The organism is Mesorhizobium carmichaelinearum (genome assembly GCF_900199455.1).
Lineage (GTDB): Bacteria > Pseudomonadota > Alphaproteobacteria > Rhizobiales > Rhizobiaceae > Mesorhizobium > Mesorhizobium carmichaelinearum.
This window is the reverse complement of sequence record NZ_FZQR01000005.1, coordinates 78,424-98,678: the sequence shown is the minus strand read 5'-3', so window position 1 is coordinate 98,678 and position 20,255 is coordinate 78,424. Positions and strand designations below refer to the sequence as shown.

The 20,255-nt window shown below is 64.9% G+C and carries 18 protein-coding genes and 1 pseudogene; 9 read left to right on the top strand and 10 right to left on the bottom strand.

What is annotated here, in order from left to right:
• Positions 1-3 precede the first annotated feature (3 nt).
• Both CKW40_RS13455 and CKW40_RS13450 read left to right on the top strand, forming a co-directional pair.
• Complete coding sequence (locus CKW40_RS13455) at positions 4-1,590, top strand: GMC family oxidoreductase (protein WP_095200685.1); 1,587 nt, start codon at positions 4-6, stop codon at positions 1,588-1,590.
• A gap of 194 nt (positions 1,591-1,784) precedes the next feature.
• Positions 1,785-2,597, top strand: coding sequence for a PfkB family carbohydrate kinase (locus tag CKW40_RS13450; RefSeq protein WP_095200401.1), 813 nt, complete (start codon positions 1,785-1,787; stop codon positions 2,595-2,597).
• Between the two features lie 73 nt (positions 2,598-2,670).
• Here CKW40_RS13450 and CKW40_RS45355 read toward each other — a convergent pair whose 3' ends face one another.
• The gene (locus CKW40_RS45355) at positions 2,671-2,793 is read right to left on the bottom strand and encodes a hypothetical protein (protein ID WP_280175386.1); all 123 of its coding nucleotides are present in this window, start codon (positions 2,791-2,793) and stop codon (positions 2,671-2,673) included.
• Positions 2,794-2,824: 31 nt separating this feature from the next.
• Between CKW40_RS45355 and CKW40_RS13445 the strand changes: the two are divergent.
• A pseudogene (locus CKW40_RS13445) lies at positions 2,825-4,043 on the top strand (alpha-D-ribose 1-methylphosphonate 5-triphosphate diphosphatase).
• A 126-nt stretch (positions 4,044-4,169) separates the two neighbouring features.
• Here CKW40_RS13445 and CKW40_RS13440 read toward each other — a convergent pair.
• A complete protein-coding gene (locus tag CKW40_RS13440) occupies positions 4,170-4,370 on the bottom strand; it encodes a hypothetical protein (protein WP_095200683.1) in 201 nt (66 codons plus the stop codon).
• Positions 4,371-4,766: 396 nt separating this feature from the next.
• Between CKW40_RS13440 and CKW40_RS13435 the strand changes: the two genes are divergently transcribed.
• Both CKW40_RS13435 and CKW40_RS13430 read left to right on the top strand, forming a co-directional pair.
• Positions 4,767-5,087 (top strand): hypothetical protein, encoded by a 321-nt coding sequence (locus CKW40_RS13435; protein ID WP_244571174.1) that lies wholly within the window; start codon positions 4,767-4,769, stop codon positions 5,085-5,087.
• A 118-nt stretch (positions 5,088-5,205) separates the two neighbouring features.
• Entirely contained in the window at positions 5,206-7,224 is a 2,019-nt protein-coding gene (locus CKW40_RS13430; RefSeq protein ID WP_095200682.1) for an amidase, read from the top strand.
• A gap of 220 nt (positions 7,225-7,444) precedes the next feature.
• Here CKW40_RS13430 and CKW40_RS13420 read toward each other — a convergent pair whose 3' ends face one another.
• Positions 7,445-8,092 (bottom strand): ThuA domain-containing protein, encoded by a 648-nt coding sequence (locus CKW40_RS13420; protein WP_095200400.1) that lies wholly within the window; start codon positions 8,090-8,092, stop codon positions 7,445-7,447.
• A gap of 52 nt (positions 8,093-8,144) precedes the next feature.
• The gene (locus CKW40_RS13415) at positions 8,145-9,167 is read right to left on the bottom strand and encodes an LLM class flavin-dependent oxidoreductase (protein ID WP_095200399.1); all 1,023 of its coding nucleotides are present in this window, start codon (positions 9,165-9,167) and stop codon (positions 8,145-8,147) included.
• 105 nt (positions 9,168-9,272) lie between these two features.
• Here CKW40_RS13415 and CKW40_RS13410 point away from each other — a divergent pair, with 105 nt between their 5' ends.
• On the top strand, positions 9,273-10,370 hold the full coding sequence (locus CKW40_RS13410; RefSeq protein WP_095200398.1) for a CaiB/BaiF CoA transferase family protein: 1,098 nt from the start codon (positions 9,273-9,275) through the stop codon (positions 10,368-10,370).
• 89 nt (positions 10,371-10,459) lie between these two features.
• On the opposite strand, the gene CKW40_RS13405 is transcribed toward CKW40_RS13410, so the two are convergent.
• Together CKW40_RS13405 and CKW40_RS13400 are read right to left on the bottom strand one after the other, a co-directional pair.
• A complete protein-coding gene (locus CKW40_RS13405; RefSeq protein ID WP_095200681.1) occupies positions 10,460-10,762 on the bottom strand; it encodes a hypothetical protein in 303 nt (100 codons plus the stop codon).
• Between the two features lie 125 nt (positions 10,763-10,887).
• A complete protein-coding gene (locus CKW40_RS13400) occupies positions 10,888-12,384 on the bottom strand; it encodes an aldehyde dehydrogenase family protein (RefSeq protein ID WP_095200397.1) in 1,497 nt (498 codons plus the stop codon).
• Positions 12,385-12,574: 190 nt separating this feature from the next.
• On the opposite strand from CKW40_RS13400, the gene CKW40_RS13395 reads away from it, so the two are divergent.
• A complete protein-coding gene (locus tag CKW40_RS13395; RefSeq protein WP_095200396.1) occupies positions 12,575-14,677 on the top strand; it encodes an oxidoreductase in 2,103 nt (700 codons plus the stop codon).
• A 67-nt stretch (positions 14,678-14,744) separates the two neighbouring features.
• Positions 14,745-16,283 (top strand): trimethylamine methyltransferase family protein, encoded by a 1,539-nt coding sequence (locus tag CKW40_RS13390; RefSeq protein ID WP_095200395.1) that lies wholly within the window; start codon positions 14,745-14,747, stop codon positions 16,281-16,283.
• A gap of 72 nt (positions 16,284-16,355) precedes the next feature.
• On the opposite strand, the gene CKW40_RS13385 is transcribed toward CKW40_RS13390, so the two are convergent.
• The 3 genes from CKW40_RS13385 to CKW40_RS13375 are packed head-to-tail and all read right to left on the bottom strand — an operon-like array spanning position 16,356 to position 18,475.
• A complete protein-coding gene (locus tag CKW40_RS13385; RefSeq protein WP_095200394.1) occupies positions 16,356-16,979 on the bottom strand; it encodes an HD domain-containing protein in 624 nt (207 codons plus the stop codon).
• 33 nt (positions 16,980-17,012) lie between these two features.
• Positions 17,013-17,390 (bottom strand): Rieske (2Fe-2S) protein, encoded by a 378-nt coding sequence (locus CKW40_RS13380; protein ID WP_095200393.1) that lies wholly within the window; start codon positions 17,388-17,390, stop codon positions 17,013-17,015.
• The gene (locus CKW40_RS13375; RefSeq protein ID WP_095200392.1) at positions 17,390-18,475 is read right to left on the bottom strand and encodes an amidohydrolase family protein; all 1,086 of its coding nucleotides are present in this window, start codon (positions 18,473-18,475) and stop codon (positions 17,390-17,392) included. Before CKW40_RS13375 ends, CKW40_RS13380 begins: the two co-directional genes overlap by 1 nt.
• A gap of 175 nt (positions 18,476-18,650) precedes the next feature.
• On the opposite strand from CKW40_RS13375, the gene CKW40_RS13370 reads away from it, so the two are divergent.
• Positions 18,651-19,496: a LysR family transcriptional regulator gene (locus CKW40_RS13370; protein ID WP_095200680.1), complete on the top strand. Its 846-nt coding sequence runs from the start codon at positions 18,651-18,653 to the stop codon at positions 19,494-19,496.
• Positions 19,497-19,567: 71 nt separating this feature from the next.
• On the opposite strand, the gene CKW40_RS13365 is transcribed toward CKW40_RS13370, so the two are convergent.
• Positions 19,568-20,206, bottom strand: coding sequence for a TetR/AcrR family transcriptional regulator (locus tag CKW40_RS13365; RefSeq protein WP_244571173.1), 639 nt, complete (start codon positions 20,204-20,206; stop codon positions 19,568-19,570).
• Between the last annotated feature and the right edge of the window lie 49 nt (positions 20,207-20,255).

Here is a 20,255-nt window from a genome sequence, read left to right as displayed (position 1 = left end):
ACGATGAGCGCCGAGTACGACTATATCATCGCCGGCGCCGGTTCCGCCGGCTGCACCCTGGCCAACCGGCTGGTCTCTGCCGGCAAGCGCGTGCTGGTGGTCGAGGCCGGCCCGGCCGATAACACGCGCCTGATCGACATGCCCGCCACCTTCGCCAAAGTGATCGGCACGGCGCGCAGCTGGATCTACGAATCCGAGCCTGAGCCCAGCGTCGGCGGCCGCCGGCTGCCGGTGCCGCAAGGCCGCACGCTGGGCGGCGGCTCCTCCATCAACGCCATGCTCTACATCAGGGGCCAGCCGCAGGATTACGATGGCTGGCGCGACCTCGGCTGCCCCGGCTGGGGCTGGGAAGACGTGCTGCCGGTGTTCCGGCGGCTGGAGCGCAATGAGCGCTTGGCCGGCGAGCGCCACGGCACCGAGGGACCGCTGCCGGTCTCCGATCCCCGCCACCGCCACCCGCTCTCGCTGGCCTATGTCCAGGCAGCACAACAGGCCGGCTACCGTTACAATGACGACTTCAACGGCGCCGCGCAGGAGGGCGTCGGCTTCTACCAGACGACCACGGCGAATGGGGAAAGACAGTCGGCGGCAAAGGTGTTCCTGCGGCCGCTGGCCGGCAACGCCAACCTCACCGTGATCACCGATGCGCTGGTCACAGGCGTGACGCTGGAAAATGGTGCCGCCAGCGGCCTCGCCTACATCAGCTCGGACGGCCAAAACCATGCGGCGACGGCAAAGGCCGAAGTGATCCTCACGGCAGGCGCGCTGGCGACCCCAAAACTGATGATGCTGTCGGGGCTTGGCCCGGCCGAGCACCTCGCCGGGCTCGGCATTCCCGTCATCCGCGACATGCCTTCGGTCGGCCGCGACCTGCAGGACCATGTCGCCGCTCCCGTCTATGCGCTGACGCGGCAGCCGATCTCGCTGCTGGGCGAAGATCGCGGCTTGCGGGCGCTGCGCCACGGCCTGCAATATCTGATGTTCCGCACCGGCCTGCTCACCTCCAACGTGGTCGAGAGCGGCGGTTTCTTCGACACCGACGGCGACGGCCGCCCCGACATCCAGTTCCACGTCCTGCCGGTGATGATCGAAAGCGCCGAGCACGGCTCGATCGAGCGCCACGGCATGGAGCTCAACCCGTGTGTGCTGCGGCCAAAATCGCGCGGCACGGTCAACCTGCGCTCGCGCGATGCGGCCGACCCGATCCGCTTCACCACCGGCTTCCTGTCCGACCCTGACGATCTCGCTCTGCTGCTCGCCGGCATGAAGATCGCCCGCACCATCCTGCGCCAGCCGGCGCTGCGGGCGGTGGTCGCCGAGGAACTGTCGCCCGGCGAGGCCGCCGACCTCTCCGACCAGGCGATTACAGACCACATCCTCGAACACGCCAAGACCGTCTATCACCCCTGCGGCACCTGCCGCATGGGCAGCGATGACGACGCCGTGGTTGATCCGCAACTGCGCGTGCGCGGCGTCCCGCGCCTGCGCATCTGCGACGCCTCGATCATGCCGCGCCTGATCAGCGGCAACACCAACGCCCCGGTGATCATGATCGCCGACCGCTGTGCCGATTTTATTCTCGGCGGGTAAAGCGGCTGTTCAAGCCCTGCCGTTCGCAGCCTGTGCCGGCACGTTGAGCAACTGGCTCGTATTGTCGATCGAGAACTACACACGCCCGCTGGCGCTCCGATGGCCGCCAGCCTGCTGTCCCTGGTGCCGGTCATGGTGCTAAGCCTGCTCGCGCAGCGCTTCATCGTCGATATGCTGCGCGAAAAGCAGGGACCATGAGCACAGTCATCGTTGTCGGCCATGTCAATTACGATCAGGTCTGGTCGCTGTCCTCGCCCCTCGCCTCGGGCGCGCGCATCGTCTATTCCGGCCGCAACGTCAGGCTTGGCGGCGGCGGTTTCCACACCAGCACCCAGCTGGCCAGGCTCGGCAACCATGTCCGGCTGATCAGCAATGTAATGGACGACGACCATGGCCGGGCAGCGCTCACTACCTTACAGGCGAGCGGCATCGATACCGGCTACATCACCATTTGGCCCGGCGAAACCCGGTTCACCGAAATCCTGCTCGAGCCGAATGGCGAGCGCACCATTTTGAACCCCGGCGGCCAGATGCGCCCGCCCTTCGCCGCACCGGAGCCAGTCAGCGGCGACGCCGCCTATCTCAACGCCCTGGTGCTCGATGCCGGCCTCGTTGCCTCGCTACGGACGATCCCGCTTGTCATCTCGCAGTTTCCGCTGCGCAGCGCCTCGCCGCGCCCGGCCGACATCGTCATCGGATCGCGCGCCGACTTTCCCGGCGAGGACACGCCAGCGATCTGGGAGCGCGCCTCACTGATTGCCGGGCCACGCCTGAGGACGCTGGTGCTGACCGACGGAACGCGGCCGATCTCGCTCTATGACGGCAAGGTGCTCAATCACGTCACCCCGCTGAAGCAGGTCTCCGTGCCCGATACGATCGGTGCCGGCGACTGCTTTACCGGGATCTTCCTGCACGGCCTGCTGCAGGGGCTGAGCCTTGAGCTTTCCGCCGAACAGGCCAGCCAGCAAACCGCCGAATGGCTGTCACAACGATCCCGTACCGGCTGAGGCAAGCGTTCCGGCAAGGCCGGCCTTCATGAAAATGTCATAAAAATCAAATGGAAACCGGCATTCGGGTGAACTAGAAAACATGTCCTGGAGAGATCGTGACCGAGGCGGCGGCAAGCCGGCGCAATCGTCGCCATGGGTCGGCGTCCTCCATCACCCCGACGATGTCGCCGACCTTGTCGCCCGCGAAATCCATCTTGAAACCGCTGCCTTGCAAGAGACATGATATGTGGCTGAGTGAATTCGAAATCGTCCTGCGCGACCGCGTCATTCCGAACGGCGCCGTCAGGATCGAAGACGGCCGGATCGCCGAGATCCGCGACAAGCCGGTCGAGCACGCCGACATACAGGGTGGCGGCCGCCTGTTGCTCCCCGGCTTCATCGACATGCATGGCGACATGGTGGAGAAGGAAGTCGAGCCGCGCACCGGCGTCCACGTGCCGATGCGGATCGGCATTGCCGAGCTCGACAAGAAGCTCGCCTCCTGCGGCATCACGACAGCCTATGCCGCGCTTTCCTTCATCGGCGCCAGCGTCACCAGCGGCGTGCTGCGCTCGGAAGGTCATACGAATGCGATCATCGACACCATTGCCGGGATGAAGGACGATTTGCTGGTCGACCATCGCATCCATGCCCGCTTCGAAGTGACCTTCACCCCGGCGATTCCCAGGCTGCAAAAGCTGATGGACGCCGGCAGGCTGCATCTGATCTCGCTGATGGATCACACGCCCGGACAGGGGCAGTATCGCGACGTCGAACTCTACATCGCCCGCATCGCCAAGGAGCGCGGCATGTCCGTCGCGGACGCATCCGAGGTCGTCGGCAAGCGCATGGCCGGCCGTAACGGTCAGGGTGATGTGTTGAACGCCCTGCAGGATCTGTCGGCGCGTGCGCAGGCTGCCGGCATCGTGCTTGCCTCGCATGACGACGACACGCTGGAAAAGGTGGAACTGGTCCACGGCCTGGGTGCCGCGCTCTCGGAATTCCCGGTGACCCTGGAAGCGGCACAGGAAGCCCGCAGGCTCGGCATGCACACCGCCATGGGCGCGCCCAACGCGCTGCGCGGCGAGTCCTATTCCGGCAACCTTTCCGCCCGCCAGGCCTATGAGGCCGGGCTGCTCGACATGCTGGCCAGCGACTATCACCCGGCCTCGATCCTGCCGGCCGTGCTTGGCCTTTCGGAGTTGCGGGGCGATGGCCGCGGCGGCACTGACCAGCGCCAACCCGGCCGCGGCCCTGGGGCTCACCGATCGCGGCGCCATCGAGCCGGGGCTTTTGGCCGATCTCGTCGTGGCCGACCGCCATCCCGTGCCACGCGTGCGCGCCACCTTCCGCGCCGGTCGCATGATCTACGGCGATGGCACGCTTGCACAGGCGGGGAGAGTAGAACGCCTTGGCCCCGCCATGGCTGAACGGCTACCGGCTGCCTCCCGGGAAAGCGCGTAGCGCTTTCTCTGGGAATTGCGTCAAAACCAAGAGATGGAGCAAGAGCAATTCCAGGAAAGTATGAGCGGTTTTCCCGGGAAAAGTGTGAAACGGTTTTCGCACAGAAGTTGCGTCAAAACAAAGAGTCTAAACGTCGAGCACGACCATCATGCCGCGCACTTCGGCCATTTCCAGCAGCATGTCCTGCAGGGTTTCGACGGTCAGCGCTGCACCCGTTATGGCCACCAGCTCGGTGATACTCTCTCTCATGGAAATGACCGCGACTCCGGTTTTCTCGGAAAGCAGTCGTCCAATGGCTGCTCGGATCTGGGCATTCTGGTCAGGCATGATTCCCCCTTCATGCTGGATGACGATATAAGTTTTCTCCAACGGTATGCTTTTTTCGCAACTTCTGCGAGCTTTAGCCTAGGCTTGCAAGCCGTCTTGGCATGTCTGATCTCTATTATTTGTCCGACAGTTGCTTAGCGACGACAGTGACGGCGGCGCCCACGGCTTGCCGTCCGCTTCCATGACCGCAAGCAGGGCACTTCGTGCCGACTGAGCCCAATGAGGGTCTTGTCTTGCGCCGTTATCGGCAATTCCGTGGATGTGTCGAAAATGCAGCACATGCCTGTCGGCTCGTTCAGAATCTCAAAACGGTCCAATGCAAGCCTCTCCATCCCCGGGAGCCTTGTAACGCGCGCGTCCATCAGAGGTTGCATGAGGGTGGACGTTTTTTTTGCAGTGAACCGCGGATCGTACGGCATGCGGCCCGCCATGATCGAGGTTCGCTCCAACACCAGGCGCGTGCGCATCATCTACGACACGCCCTACATTCGCAGCCTGCCGACCCGGCTTGAGGTGACCGAAGCCGGCCCGCTCGGCCCGGTGACGAAAAGCTTCGGCCCGCTTTACGGCGACGCCTTCTCCAACGAACTGGAGATTTTCCATCGCCACATCGCGGAAGGCACCAAGCCGCTGACCGATCTAGCCGACTCGCGCCGCGACCTGGCGCTAATGGCCGGGATCATCGAGAAGATGAAGGAGAGCAGCGGAGACGCCTGAGCCCTGACGGCAAGGTGTGGGCAGGAGCAACGCGTTCCGACAAAGATTGACCGCTGGCTCTTGCCGAAGCTGGCGGCCTCGCTCATCCATGGCGGGCGACAACAGCCTGGGAGCAATGATGACCGACGCCAGCCTTCATCTCGTCGAAGCGACGATCGAGCAACTGCGCCGAGCGCTCGATGAAGGGACGATGACCAGCGTCGAACTGGTCGCGGCGTATCTCAGGCGCATCGCGCATTTCGACCGGCATGGCATCAGCCTCAACGCCGTCCCGGTGCTCAACCCTGATATGTTCGAGGAGGCCGCCGCCTCCGACCAGCGGCGCCGCGACGGCGCAGTACTCGGGCCGCTCGACGGCATCCCCTACACCGCCAAGGACAGCTACAAGGTCAAAGGCCTGACGGTCGCCGCCGGCTCGCCGGCCTTCGAGCGTCTCGTCGCCAATGAGGACGCCTTCACCATCGCCCAGCTGCGCGCCGGCGGCGCGGTGCTGATCGGCCTCACCAACATGCCGCCAATGGCCAATGGCGGCATGCAGCGCGGCGTCTATGGCCGCGCCGAAAGCCCCTACAATGCCGACTACCTGACCGCCGCCTTCGCCTCGGGCTCGTCCAACGGCTCCGGCACGGCAACAGCGGCCAGCTTCTGCGCCTTCGGCCTTGGCGAGGAAACCTGGTCGTCCGGCCGCGCGCCGGCCAGCAACAACGCGCTGGTCGCCTACACGCCGTCGCGCGGCGTGATCTCGGTGCGCGGCAACTGGCCGCTGGTGCCGACCATGGATGTCGTGGTGCCGCACACGCGGACCATGCCCGACATGCTGGAGCTGCTCGACGTCATCGTCGCCGACGATCCCGAGACGCGCGGCGATTTCTGGCGCGCGCAGCCCTGGGCCGCCCTGCCGAAGAGTTCTGAGGTACGGCCGCGGCGCTATACCGATCTGACGCTTGCCGGCTCGCTGAAAGGCAAGCGGCTCGGCGTGCCCCGCATGTATATCGGCCGCGACAGCGGAGCCGACCGGCCGATCGAAACCCGTGCCTCCGTGCTCGCCCTGTGGGAGCAAGCGGCAGCCGATCTGAAGCGACTTGGAGCGGAGGTGGTGGAGGTCGACTTTCCCGTCGTCTCCAATTACGAGCGCGACCGTCCCGGGGCGCGCACGATGATCGAGCGCGGGCTGGTGCCGCCGGATTTCGCCGACCGCGAACTCTGGGATCTCTGCATCTGGGGCTGGGACGATTTCCTGCGCGCCAATGCCGACCCGGCGCTGCCCGATCTCGCCTCGGTCGAAGGCCCGAAAATCTTCCCGCAGCCGCCCGGCACGTTACCTGATCGCTACGAAGGTGGCTTCGACCTGGGGGAGTATGTCGAACGAGCGAAATCCGGCGTCACGCCCTTCAAGGCTATCCCGACCATTGCAGAGGGCCTGAAGGGGCTGGAAGCGACACGGCGCATCGATTTCGAGGACTGGCTCGACGCGCAAGGCATCGACGCCGTGGTCTTGCCCGCCGCCGCCGATGTCGGCCCCGCCGATGCCGATGTCAACGAGGCGTCGGCTGATCTAGCCTGGCGCAACGGCACATGGGTCGCCAACGGCAACCTGGTCTGGCGCCATTTCGGCATCCCGACCGTCACCGTGCCGATGGGCACTATGGCCGACATCGGCATGCCGGTCGGCCTCACCTTCGCCGGCAAGGCGTACAGCGACGAAAGCCTGCTGCGCATGGCCGGCGATTTCGAGCGCGCCACCCGGCGCCGCACGAGCCCGGCACGCACACCGGAACTGGCTGATGATGTGTTTTCAGGTCGGTCAAGCCAAGCCGGTAACGGCAAGGCGCCACCACTGGCAATCGCGCTCGCTGCCGAGACGCGGGCTTCGGGCGATCAAGATGAGATCGCCATCACGCTCGACCTGGCGGTCAAGGCGGAGAACGCCAGCGTCAAGGTGCATGTCAACGGAGAAGCCGTCGCGATGCAGCGAACCGGCACGCGCTTCAGCGGGCGTGCGCTGGTGCCGGCCGCCGAGCATCGGCGCTTCCACAGTGTCTGGCGCGGTTCGTATGGTTCGATCGTGACGGCGGTGGCGCGGCTGGAGGATGGGCGCAGTGCTGGCGCCTATGTGGTTACGGGTGGGATTGGGTGAGCGGAGCGGAAAAGCCAACACCCACCGTCGAGTTCCGTCACGCCCCCCTCTGTCCTGCCGGACATCTCCCCCACGAGGGGGGAGATTAGCAGCTTTGGCGCCTCGCCTTTTCCTGCAACTTTGAAAATTCGCGAAGGCCGTGATGACAGCCGATCTCCCCCCTCGTGGGGGAGATGTCCGGCAGGACAGAGGGGGGCGCCGTAGAGCGCCAACATCGCTGCTACCCCCGCGCGGCCCACACCAACCCACGCTCCACCATCAGCGCCATCTCAGGCACCGCGAACTCATCCGCCGTGTGCCCAAGCGAACTGTAAAACACCTTCCCCGCGCCATACCGGCGCTTCCACACCACCGGCATGACAACCCCGCCAATGCCTGGGAAATGCGCGGCGCTGAAAGTCGTTGTCGCCAGCACCTCGTTGCTCGGGTCGACATGCATGTAATACTGCTCCGACCGGTAGGCGAAATCGCTGATGCCACTGGTGATCGGGTCGTCCGGTTGTGTGATCACCACACGATAGTCGATGATGTTGCCGGGATGCGCGACCCATTGGCCGCCGGTCATGAACTGGTAGTCGGGCTCGTTGCGGAAACTGTCGCCCATCGTGCCGTGGAAGCCGCCGAGCCCGCTTCCCCCGCGAACGGCCTGCGTCAGGTTCTGCAGCTCGGCCTTCTCGATCGTGGACATCGTAATGACAGGCACGATGAGATCGAACGACGACAGCTCCGGATCGGCGAACAGCGCCGTGCCTTGGCCCAGCGTGACATCAAACCCGTTGCGTTGAAGCAGCGCGCGGATGACATCGGCGCTGCGTTCCGGCGTGTGGCCTTCCCAACCACCCCAGGCAATGAGGGCCCTCTTCGCCATGCCGTGAACCTCCTGAATCGCCGCCGCGATCGATGGTTACATGGCGCGGCCGTCAGCGCCAGCCCAGCGCCGGCGCGACATGGGTCAGGATCGCCTCGATGACATGGGCGTTGTAGTCGACGCCGAGCTGGTTGGGCACAGTGAGCAGCAGCGTGTCGGCCTCGGCGATCGCCTCGTCCTGCGCCAATTCCTTGATCAGCACATCCGGCTCGGCGGCATAGCTGCGGCCGAAGATCGCCCTTGTGTTCTCCTCGATGAAGCCGATCTGGTCGCGGCTCTCATTGCCACGGCCGAAATAGGCGCGGTCGCGGTCGTCGACCAGGGCGAAGATGCTGCGGCTGACCGAAACGCGCGGCTCGCGCTCGTGGCCGGCCGCTTTCCAGGCCTCGCGATAGATCCGGATCTGTTCGGCCTGCTGGATGTGGAACGGCTTGCCGCTCTCGTCGAATTTGAGCGTCGAGCTCTGCAGATTCATGCCGAGCTTGGCCGCCCACTCCGAAGTGGCGTTGGTGGCAGCGCCCCACCAGATGCGCTCGCGCAGGCCCTCCGAATGCGGCTCGAGCCTGAGCAGGCCGGGCGGGTTGGGGAACATAGGCCGTGGGTTGGGCTGGGCGAAGCCGACCCCGCGCAGCGTGTCGAGGAAAACCTCGGCGTGATGCCGCGCCATGTCGGCGTCGCTTTTGCCTTCCTGCGGCTGGTAGCCGAAATAGCGCCAGCCATCGATGACCTGCTCGGGCGAGCCACGGCTGATGCCGAGCTGCAGCCGGCCGCCGGCGATGATGTCGGCGGCACCCGCATCCTCGGCCATGTAGAGCGGATTCTCATAGCGCATGTCGATGACCGCGGTGCCGATCTCGATGCGGCTGGTCTTTGCGCCCACCGCCGCCAGCAGCGGGAATGGCGAAGCGAGCTGGCGGGCAAAATGATGCACACGGAAATAGGCGCCGTCCGCACCAAGCTGCTCGGCCGCGACGGCAAGATCGATGGACTGCAGCAGAGCGTCGGAAGCAGAACGCACTTGCGATTGCGACGAGGGCGTCCAGTGCCCGAATGACAAGAAACCGATTTTTTTCATGGCCCTGAAGTATATGCGGGCGGCACGTGCTTCAATGCCAAAACAGCGGGGTTACACACCGTCACCTCGCGCCATACTCTGGGGTTGAACGCCGTGGAGGGTGGAATGCTGAAGGGGACGCGAATCGTCGAGATCGAGGCACTCGGGCCGGCACCCTTCGCCGGCATGCTGCTTGCCGATCTCGGCGCCGATGTCATCGTCGTGCACCGCAAGCAGGCGCCCATGCCGGGCCTGCCCGAACGCGCGCTGCTCGATCGCGGCAAACGCTCCATCGCGCTCGACCTCGGGGATGCCGAGGATGTCGCCCTGGTGATGCGCCTCATCGCCACCGCCGATGGGCTGATCGAGGGATTCCGGCCCGGCGTCATGGAGCGTCTCGGCCTCGGCCCGGATGCCTGCCTGGCGGCCAACCCAAAGTTGGTCTACGGCCGCATGACCGGCTGGGGGCAGCACGGACCGCTCGCCCACACCGCCGGGCACGACATGAACTATATCGGCGTGTCGGGCGCGCTCTGGTACGCCTCCTTGCCAGGCGAGCCGCCCATGGCGCCGCCGACGCTGGTCGGCGATATAGGCGGCGGCGCGCTCTATCTGGTGATCGGTATGCTCGCCGGCATCATCAACGCGCGCGCCGGCGGTCAAGGCACCGTGGTCGACGCGGCAATCGTCGATGGCTCGGCCCACATGATGAACCTGTTGATGGCGCTCGGCCAAATCGGCGGCCTCTCAGCCGAGCGGGGCACCAGCCTTCTCGACGGGCCGCATTGGTGCCGCGTCTACCGCACATCCGATGGCGGCTTCATCAGCGTCCAGTGCGTCGAGCCGAAATTCTATGCGCTGTTCCTCGCCATGCTTGATCTCACCGGCGATCCGCAATTCGCCAGGCAATTCGACCGCGATCTCTGGCCGGAGCTCGGCAATCGGCTGGCGGCGATCTTTGCCGAAAGACCGCGCGACGAATGGCCCAGCCTCTTCGAGGGCTCGGACGCTTGCGTCTCCCCGGTGCTCAATCCATGGGAGGCAGCGCTGCATCCGCACATGGCCGCGCGCGGCTCGTGGCTGACGATGGACGGCATTTTGCAAGCCGCCGCCGCTCCGCGTTTTTCCGTATGGGCGCAAAAGACGCCGGCGAAACGTCCGGCACGCGACGAACATGGCGCAGAGATTCGTGCCGAACTGGCGGATCCAACGGCACTCCGTTGAGGCCGCTCTGTCGGTTCCAGCCTTTCCATGATTCGCTGGCCTCATGGACAATTGCCCACGCCGGACCCTGCCCTCGAGCGGCCCGCTTCCTATTTCCCGCAATGGTGGTCGTTGATCTTGTTTATCGCATTCGCGTCCGGCCCCACCCGATTGTAGGAGCAGGCGCCGGCGGAGGTGGTGAACAGCTGCTGGTCATAATAGCGCGGGCCGCCGAACAGGAAGCCGATGAGATCGTCATCGGCGGGAACATAGCGTTCCGGCTCGGCCTGATTGTAGTAGTGGTTCTGAGTGTGGTGATGGTGGCGGTGCTTGGCCCCGGCGGATGCCGGCGCGGTCATGCCGCAGGCCGTCGCCAGGGCAAGAGCGCAGATCGCAAAGCGTTTCGTCGTCATCGGCAACACCCTCCTGGCCGTTCACACTTCCTATATAGGCAAAATCACCAGCCGAACAAAGGTTCCCTGGCAAGGGTTCGCCTGCCCCGCGATTTGCATGCCTCACCTGAATATCGGCATACCCCTCAGTCGGTCTGGATCCAGACCGACTTGGTCTCGAGATACTCGTGCAGATGCTCGATGCCGCCCTCGCGGCCATAGCCGGACATCTTCATGCCGCCGAACGGCACGGCGGGGTCGATGGCATGGTACATGTTGACCCAGACCGAGCCGGCCTTGATGCGGCGCGCGAGCTTGTGCGCGGTGCCGAGATGGGTGGTGAAGATGCCGGCGGCCAGGCCATAGGGCGTCGCATTGGCGCGCGCCACCGCTTCATCTAGCGTGTCGAAAGGCATGGCGGAAATGACCGGCCCGAAAATCTCCTCGCGCGCGATCGTCATCTTGTCCGACACGGCACCGAAAACGGTCGGCGCGATAAAGTTGCCGCCATCATAGAGCGCGCCCGTCAGCCGCGAGCCGCCGGCGACCAGTTTCGCGCCCTCCTCGCTGCCGGCCTTGATGTAACCCTCCACCTTGCCGGCCTGCCTGGCATTGATCAGCGGCCCGATTTCCGTCTCCGCCTCGATGCCGTGGCCGATGCGCAGCCTGCCGGCGAACTCGGCGACGCGGCGCACGAACTCGTCATGGATTTCGCGCGCCACGAACAGCCGCGAACCGGCAATGCAGATCTGGCCCGAATGCACGAACACCGCCATCGCCGCGACCGGCACCGCCTTGTCGATGTCGGCATCGCGGCAGACGATGATCGGCGACTTGCCGCCGAGCTCCAGCGAAACGCGCTTGAGGTTGGTCACCCCCGCCCGCGCGATCGCTTGTCCAGTCAGCGTCGAACCGGTGAAGACGATCTTGTTGACGTCGGGGTGTTCGGCAAGCCGCGCGCCGGCCTCGGCTCCCGTGCCGGTGACGATGTTGACGACGCCGTCCGGCACGCCGGCTTCCTGCATCAGCCGCGCGATCAAAAGCGGCGTCAGCGACGCATCCTCGGAGGGCTTCAGCACGACGGTACAGCCGGTGGCGAGTGCCGGCGCGATCTTCCAGATCGAGGCGGCGGTCGGCGCATTCCAGGGAATGATCGCGCCGACGACACCGACCGGCTCGCGCCTTGTGAAGGAGACGATCTCGCCGGGAATCGAATTGTCGATCGCCTCGCCATGCAGCGCCGTCGCCATGCCGGCGTAGAAGCGCAGCATGCCGATGACGCGGCGCCGATTGGCCAGCGTGCGGGTGATCGGCAGGCCCATGTCGAGCGTGTCGGAAACGCTGAGCTCTTCCCAATGCGTCTCGAACAGATCGGCGATGCGCAACAGCACGCATTGCCGCTCATAGGGCGAGAATTTCGACCACGGCCCTTCGAAGGCCGCGCGTGCGGCCGCTACCGCCACATCGACATCGGCCGCCCCGCCACGTGGCACCGTGGCCAGCACCTCGCCCGTTGCCGGGTTGAGCGCTTGCATCACCTCACCGGACTGGGCCGGAACCCATTTGCCGCCGATGAACATCGGCCGGAATTCGCCGTGGTAGAGCGTCGTGGCCTTCGCCCTCGGGTCGAAATTCAGCGTCATCGCGTCCTCCTCACGAATTCCGTGGCGACTATTACTCCCGCTAGCGACGACCTCAAACAAGGAAAGATAATCGGACTGTGCACTGCGCGCGCCGCCTGAACCACGCCAACGCTTTGGGCCATTGCGTTCTGCAATGTCTGCGAATATGCTTGTTGTACGATCGTTCAACAAGCGTGTTTGCGAAGCCCCGATGACCTGCAATCCCCGTTACGAAATCCTGTTCGAGCCGATGCGCATCGGGCCGGTCACCGCGCCGAACCGCTTCTATCAGGTGCCGCACGCCAGCGGCATGACCAACGCACTTCCAAGGGTGCGTGCGGCCTTTCGCGAAGCCAAGGCCGAGGGCGGCTGGGGGGTGATCTGCACCGGCGCCTGTTCGATCGACCCGAGTTCCGACGACTCACCGCTGCCTTTCGCCACCCTGTGGGACGACAACGATATCCGCGCCCATGCGTTGATGACGGAGGCCGTGCATCGCCATGGCTCGCTTGCCGGCGTGGAACTGTGGCATGGCGGCGCTTCCGTGATGAATCGGACAAGCCGCTTGCCGCCGCTGTCGCCCTCGGGAATTCCCTGGATGGCCACGCATGTCGGCTTCATGGGCAATATGCGGCCGAAGACGATGGACAAGGCCGACATACGCGAGGTGCTGCGCTGCCAGGCCGAGGCGGCGCGCAAGGCGCGCACGGCCGGCTTCGACGTTGTCTATGTCTATGCCGGCATGGGCTATCTCGGCTACGAGTTCCTGTTGCCGGAATACAATCACCGCAGCGATGAATATGGCGGGTCGCTCGAAAACCGCGTGCGCTTCGTGCGCGAGATGATCGAGGTCACCAAGGAGGCCGTCGGCAAGGATTGCGGCGTCGCGCTGCGCGTCAGCCTCGAGGAACTGCGTGGCCGGCCCGGCCGCAACCAGCCTTCCGAAGCGCACGAGCTGATCGAACTCTTGGCCGACCTGCCCGACCTGTTCGACGTCAAGATGGATTCCAGCCCGACCGACTGTTCGGCATCGCGCTTCATCGGCGAAGGCAGCCACGAGCCGGTGATCGATTTCGTCAAATCGCTGACCAAGAAGCCGGTGGTCGGCGTCGGCCGCTTCACCTCGCCCGACACGATGGTGTCGCAGATCAAGCGCGGCGTGCTCGACTTCATCGGCGGCGCGCGGCCGTCGATCGCCGATCCCTTCCTGCCGGCCAAGATCCGCGAGGGCCGCGAGGCCGAGATCCGCGAATGCATCGGCTGCAACATCTGCATTTCCAGCTGGCATGACGGCGTGCCGGTGCGTTGTACCCAGAACCCGACCGCCGGCGAGGAATGGCGGCGCGGCTGGCATCCCGAGCGCGTCGAGCGTGCCGACAGACCGGAGCGCATCCTGATTGTCGGCGGCGGACCCGCCGGGCTCGAATGCGCGCTGACGCTTGGCCGTCGCGGCCATGAGGTGACCCTTGCCGACGCGAGCCGCAGCTTCGGCGGGCGGCTGACCTTCGAGAAGACGCTGCCCGGCCTGTCGGCCTGGAATCGTGTCGTCGACTATCGGCTCGGCCGCCTCGGCGAGATGAGCAATGTCTCGCTCTATCCCAAGAGTGTTTTGGGCGTGGACGAGATCATCGATCTGGCACCGGAGCGCGTGGTGCTGGCGACCGGCGCGCGCTGGACCAACATGCTCTATTCCTCGCTCGAGATTCCGGTCGGCCGGCTCGACCATCCCGGCGTGTTCACCCCCGACGACATTGCCGCCGGCCGGGTCCCGCAAGGGCCAACCTTGGTCTTCGATTTCGACAATTATTACATGGGCGGCGTCCTCACCGAACATCTCGCCGCACAGGGCATTCCGGTCAGCTATGTCACCCCCGCCGGCCAGGCGTCGGCATGGACGATCATGACCAACGAGCTGCCGCTGGTGCATCGCGCGCTGGCACGGCGCAAGGTGCCGGTGACCACGCTGCATCTCTTGAAATCCTTCAATGGAGAAACGGCGACGCTGGCGCATCTGTTCACCGGCGAGGAGACCCGCACCGCTTGCCGCTCGGTGCTGATCGTCGGGCTGCGCTTGCCACGCAACGAGCTGTTCGAGGCGCTGACGGAACGCGCCAGCGATCTTGCCGCCGCCGGTATTCGCAGCGTCGATCGCATCGGCGACACGCTGGCCCCAGGCGCCATCGCCCATGCCGTGCACAGCGGCCACAAGCTCGCGCGCGAAATCGGCACGAAAGTTCGCTGGCAGCCCTTCCGCCGCGACACGCCGATCGTCGACGCGGTGGTGGATTTCGACATGCAAACGGCTGCTGAATAGGAGCAATTCCAGGAAAAGTGTGAAGCGGTTTTCCGTTCGGAATTGCGTCAAACAAGGAGTGGAAGCCATGGAACGCACTGCCGCACGTCGCAGACCCGGCCGCCCGCAGCGCGAGATCGGCGGCATCGAGCAGCGGCCATGGAAGCAGCTGACGCGGCCCTATCAGCCGATCGAGATCCTGTCGGCCGACCAGGTCCAGACGATCCACGAAATGGGCCTGACCATCCTCGAGGAAATCGGCATGCGCGTGCTGCAGCCGCGGGCGCGCCAGCTCTATCGCGCCGCCGGCTGCGATGTCGACGAAGGCGAGATGCGCGTGCGCTTCGACCGCGCCATGGTCATGGAGCGCGTCGCCATGGCGCCATCATCCTTCGAGCTGCGCGCCCGCAACCCGGCCAAGAACGTCAAGGTCGGCGGGCGGCACTGCATCCTGTCATCGGTCGGTGGGCCGGCCTATGTCATGGACAATGATCGCGGCCGCCGTCCCGGCACCTATGCCGAGATGTGCGACTATCTGAAACTCATCCAGTCGTTCAACGTGCTGCATCAGGAAGGCGGCGGCCCGTTCGAGCCGCTCGACCTGCACCAGAACACCCGCCATCTCGACCTCTACTATGCCGAGATCACTTTGCTCGACAAGAACTGGCAGCCGCAAACCCTCGGTCAGGGCCGCGCCATCGACGCGCTGGAGATGGTTGCGATTTCGCTCGGCACGACGCGCGAAAACCTTGCCCGGGAGATGCCTGTCTTCACCGGCATCATCAACACCAATTCGCCGCTGCAGCTCGATGAGCCGATGGCTGAAGGGCTGATCGCGCTGGCCGAGCATGGCCAGGTCAATGTCATCACGCCGTTCACGCTGGCTGGCGCGATGAGCCCGGTGACGCTTGCCGGCGCGCTGTCGCAGCAGCACGCCGAGGCGCTGGCCGGCATCGTGCTGACGCAGATCGTGCGTCCCGGCGTGCCGGTGATGTATGGCGGCTTCACCTCCAATGTCGACATGAAGACCGGCGCGCCGGCCTTCGGCACGCCCGAATACACGCAGGCCGCGCAGATCACCGGCCAGCTCTGCCGGCTGATCGGCGTGCCGTTCCGTTCCAGCAACGTCACCGCCGCCAATTCGGTCGACGCGCAGGCCGCCTATGAGAGCGCCATGTCGCTGTGGGGCTGTCTGATGGGCGGCGCCAACCTGGTGCTGCATGCCGCCGGCTGGCTCGGCGGTGGGCTCACCGCATCATTCGAGAAACTGGTCATCGACGCCGAGATGCTGCAGATGATGTCGGCCTATTTCGACCCGCCCGTGGTCGACATCGACACGCTGGCATTGGAAGCGGTGCGCGAGGTCGGACCGGCCGGGCATTTCTTTGGTGCGGCCCACACCATGCAGCGCTACGAGCGCGCCTTCTATTCGCCGCTGGTGTCGAACTGGGACAATTACGACACCTGGATCGAGCGCGGCCAGGTGACGGCGCGCGAGCGCGCCAATGTCGTGTGGAAGCGCATGGTCGCCGAATATGAACAGCCGCCGATCGATCCCGGCATCGACGAGGCCTTGCGCGACTATATGGAGCGGCGCAAGCGCGAGGGCGGTTCGCCGTTGAATTGAGGGGGGCACCCTTCGAGGGAGTAACCGGGCAGGACAGGCCCCTGGGAAATATCGCAGCCTCGTCGCCAGGCGCTATGTGCCTGATCGCTCGGCGGCCGCCGCGTCATCCGACATCGCAACGCGCATTCCGGGCCTGACGATGGCGGGATCGTAGCTCTTGCGGGCGAACACTTCCCGCACCAGCGGCGCGAAGAAGGTCAGCGGCCTGGTCGGATAGTCCGGATCGAAGCTCGACTGGTCCCATTTCTCGCAGAATTCGGCGCAGTCGTCGAAATAGGCGCTGTCCCTGAAGGCATCCCGCTTGTGCGGGTTCGCGCCGACATGTTCGCCATAGTAGATCAGCTGGAAATCGCCATGCTTTTCCACCACCCAGGCGCATTGCTCGCGCACGAAGGGACGCAAGATGGCGGCCGCGTATTCGTCGTGATTGTAGGGCGCGTAGATGTCGCCGATGTCATGCAGCAACGCCGACACCACCCAGTCGATATCGGCGCCGGCATTCCAGGCGCGCGTCGCGGCCTGCAACGAATGGCCGAGCCGCGTCACCTTGTAGCCCGACACCGATTTGTCGAGTTCGACCATGGCCGCCAGCAGCCGGTCGGCCGTGCCGGCGGCGTATTCGGTCTCATGCTCGGTCAGGAAGGCATAGTCCTCGCGGTCGCCATCCTTCATCTGGGTGAACTTCACGGTTTCCATCGTCCGGACTCCAAAATTTGCGGCAGGTGGCGGTCAGCGGCGCATTTCGAGATAGATGTCGTCGCCGTCGACATGAACGGGAAAAGTGCGCGCCCTGAGCTTCTCGTCGACAAGGCATTTGCCGGAGCGGATGTCGAACTCCCATCCGTGCCAGGCGCAGCGAATGAGCTCTCCGGCGCGCTCATAGACGAATTCCGCCTTGTCCGTTTGCCTGGTGGTGCCGGAGACCGGCCCCTCGCAGAGCTGGCCTGCCCGGTGCGGGCAGATGTTGAGCAGCGCGGCATAGCCATCCTCGAGCTGGAATATGCCGACCCGGATGCGACCGATGGTGACGATCGTGGGCTTGCCGACAGCGACCTCGGCCGCCTTGCAGGCAAAGGTCAGCGCCGGAGCGGTTGCGGCGGCGCTCATCAGGCGACCCTCGCGGCGGCGGCCGGAGCCTCGATGCGCTTGTAGACCTCCAGCGCATTCAGCCCCATCACCTTGTCGCGCCAGGCCGGTGGGATGTGCAGGTTGGTCGGCGCGTCAAAGTCCCAGTGCGGATAGTCGGAGGCGAACAGCAGCGTGTTCTGGCCGTCCATGTGCTCCAGCGTCTCCCACAGATGCCTGACGTTCTGGGGCTGCTCCAACGGCTGGGTGCTGAAGCGGATGTTGCGGCGGCAATATTCCGACGGCAGCATCTTCAGCCACGGCGTCTCCTTGCGCAGCGCCTTGAAATTGGCATCGAGCCGCCACATCAGCGAAGGCACCCACGACACGCCGCACTCGATGACGACGAAATAGAGGTCGGGATATTTCTCGAACACGCCGTTGGAGATCATGCTGACCACATGGGTCATCGCCGGCTGGGCGAGCAAAGCGTGCGTTTCCCAGTAATAGGTCGTCGGGCCGCTGGCGATGGCGTTGTGGTTGACGCCGCCCTGGCCGCCGAAATGGATGGCGAAGGGCAGCCCGACCTCGGCGCAGGCTTCGTGGATCGGATGGTAGAACGGATCGCCATAGGGGCGCTGCGAGCCGTGGCTGGCCAGGACCTGGACGATGTCCTTGTGGCCGCCGAGACGCCGGATCTCGGCCGCGGCGCCATGCGGGTCGGTCGGCGAAATGATGATCGATCCCTTGAAGCGGCTGTCCTTGGGCAGCCACCAGTCGATCATGTAATCATTGTAGGCTTTCACCAGTGCGTTGGCATAGTGATAGTTGGCCAGGGTCGAGGCTTCCAAGGGCTCGTCGGCGGTGAGGATCGCCACATCGATGTCATAGAGATCGAGGTGCTTCTCCTTCATGATCAGGTAATTGTCGTCCTCGGTCTCCGGGCGGATATCGTGCCGCGAGAACCCCTCCGGGTGCAGCCACGGGCGGTGGCCGTGTGGGAAGCTTCCCCTCGGCCCGGGCTTCTCGCCGCGCACCAGGAAATCGCGCCAGTAGGGTTCGAGATAGGGCAGCAGCACCTCGGCGCTGGACCAGTAATTGTGAACGTCGGTGTCGACGATGAACATGGATGTCTTGCCTGCCGTTGGGTGGGATCAGAGTTGCGGCAACCGTGCGCTTCCAGGGCATGGCCGGCAACGCAGCCAGCGGCGGGATGTTAATCGAAGAATCCGATTACCCGTTGTCGGACCGGCCCGAAAAGCGTTAGCCATTGCAGGGAATTCCTGGCGCTGGATGGCCGAGATGCAGATCGAACTCTTGGACACATTCCTGGACCTGATCGAAACCCGCAACTTCAACAGGACGGCGGAGCGCCTTGGCATCACCCAGTCGACCGTTTCGAGCCGCATCCGCACGCTCGAGACACTGCTGGACAAGCAGCTCTTCATCCGCGGCAAGAGCGGAACGGAGCCGACCGTCGCCGGCCTGCGGTTCGAGGAGCATGCGCGCGCTGTCAGGCTGCGCTGGCTCGACGCCCGCCGCGAAATCCAGGCGGTCGGCAAGTTCGACCAGCTGATCCGCATCGGCATCCAGTTCGAGCTCTACGAACGCGTGCTGGAAGGATGGCTGGAATGGGTGCGGGCGACGATGCCCAAACTGGCGATCTATGTCGAGATCGACTACTCCAACCAAATGATCCTCGATCTCACCACCGGGAGCCTCGATCTGGCGGTGCTCTATTCGCCGCAGCACCTGCCGGACATGCATTACGAGCAGATCGCCGAGGAGAATTTCGTCATGGTGTCGACACGCGGCCTTGCCTTCGGCGCGGTGACGCCGACCGACTATATCCGGGCCAACTATTCGGCCTTCTTCAACCGCGCCCATAGGCAGATGCTGCCGGAGCTTGAAAGCAGCCCGGTCTCGATCGGAAATGGCGGCGCTGTCGCCTATCTCCTGCGAAGCCGGGGCGGGACCGCTTTCGTCACCGAGACGGTGGCGACCAGGTTGCGGCAGGAGGGCGTGGCGGAGTTCGTCGCCGACGCGCCGAAGATTTCACATCCCATCTATTCGGCCGTTCATGTCAGGCACCATCATTCCCACACCCATATTCGCCTGCTCAAGGCGCTCAAGCAGATGACCGCATAGGAGCTGCCCAAGAAGCAAGAAGGGCTGAGGCAGCCTTGCTCGGCAAGGTGCGAAGCAGCGCTGCCTCGCATTCAACCGTCCCGCAGCGGCCCCACCTGCGCTTCCAGCATCTCGAACCCCGCCGCTTCCGCCGCCTGCGGCGTCACCACGCTTTCATCGAGGCACCATTCGAGCCATAGCCCGTCGACCAAAGCGATGAAATTGCGCGCCAGCGACGGAGCGTCGACTTGCCTGCCGCGTGGTATGGCGACCGCGGCGATGTCCTCGGCGAGTTCCGCCCGGTAGGCATCGTAGAGTTCGCGGTGCGCTTCCTTGAGGCGCGGGTTGACGGCGATCTCGCCCCACAGCGACAGCCAGATCAAAAGGTTCTCGCGGCTGAAATATTCGGGCGAAAAGTTGGAATGCACCAAAGCAGCGAGCGAGGCTTCCGGCGGCCAGTCGGATGCCTCGGCGCGGCGGCGCTTGGCTTCGGCGATCTGGTTGTTGACGCTGGCGTAGAGCGAGGATTTGTAGACCTCGACCAGCAGCCCGTCGAGGCTTTCGAAATGATGGTTGATGAGGCCGCGCGAAACGCCGGCCTCCTTGCAGATACGGTCGATGGTGAAGGCGCCGATACCGCCGTCCGACAGGCAGCGCGTCGCCGCCTCGATCAGCATGGAACGGCGCACGTCAGCCTGCTCGCGGCTGAAGCGCGGCGGAGCCTTCTTCACGCCGCGCTTCCTTTTTGCATCTTCTGGTTGGGTTTCCGTCATGGACCCC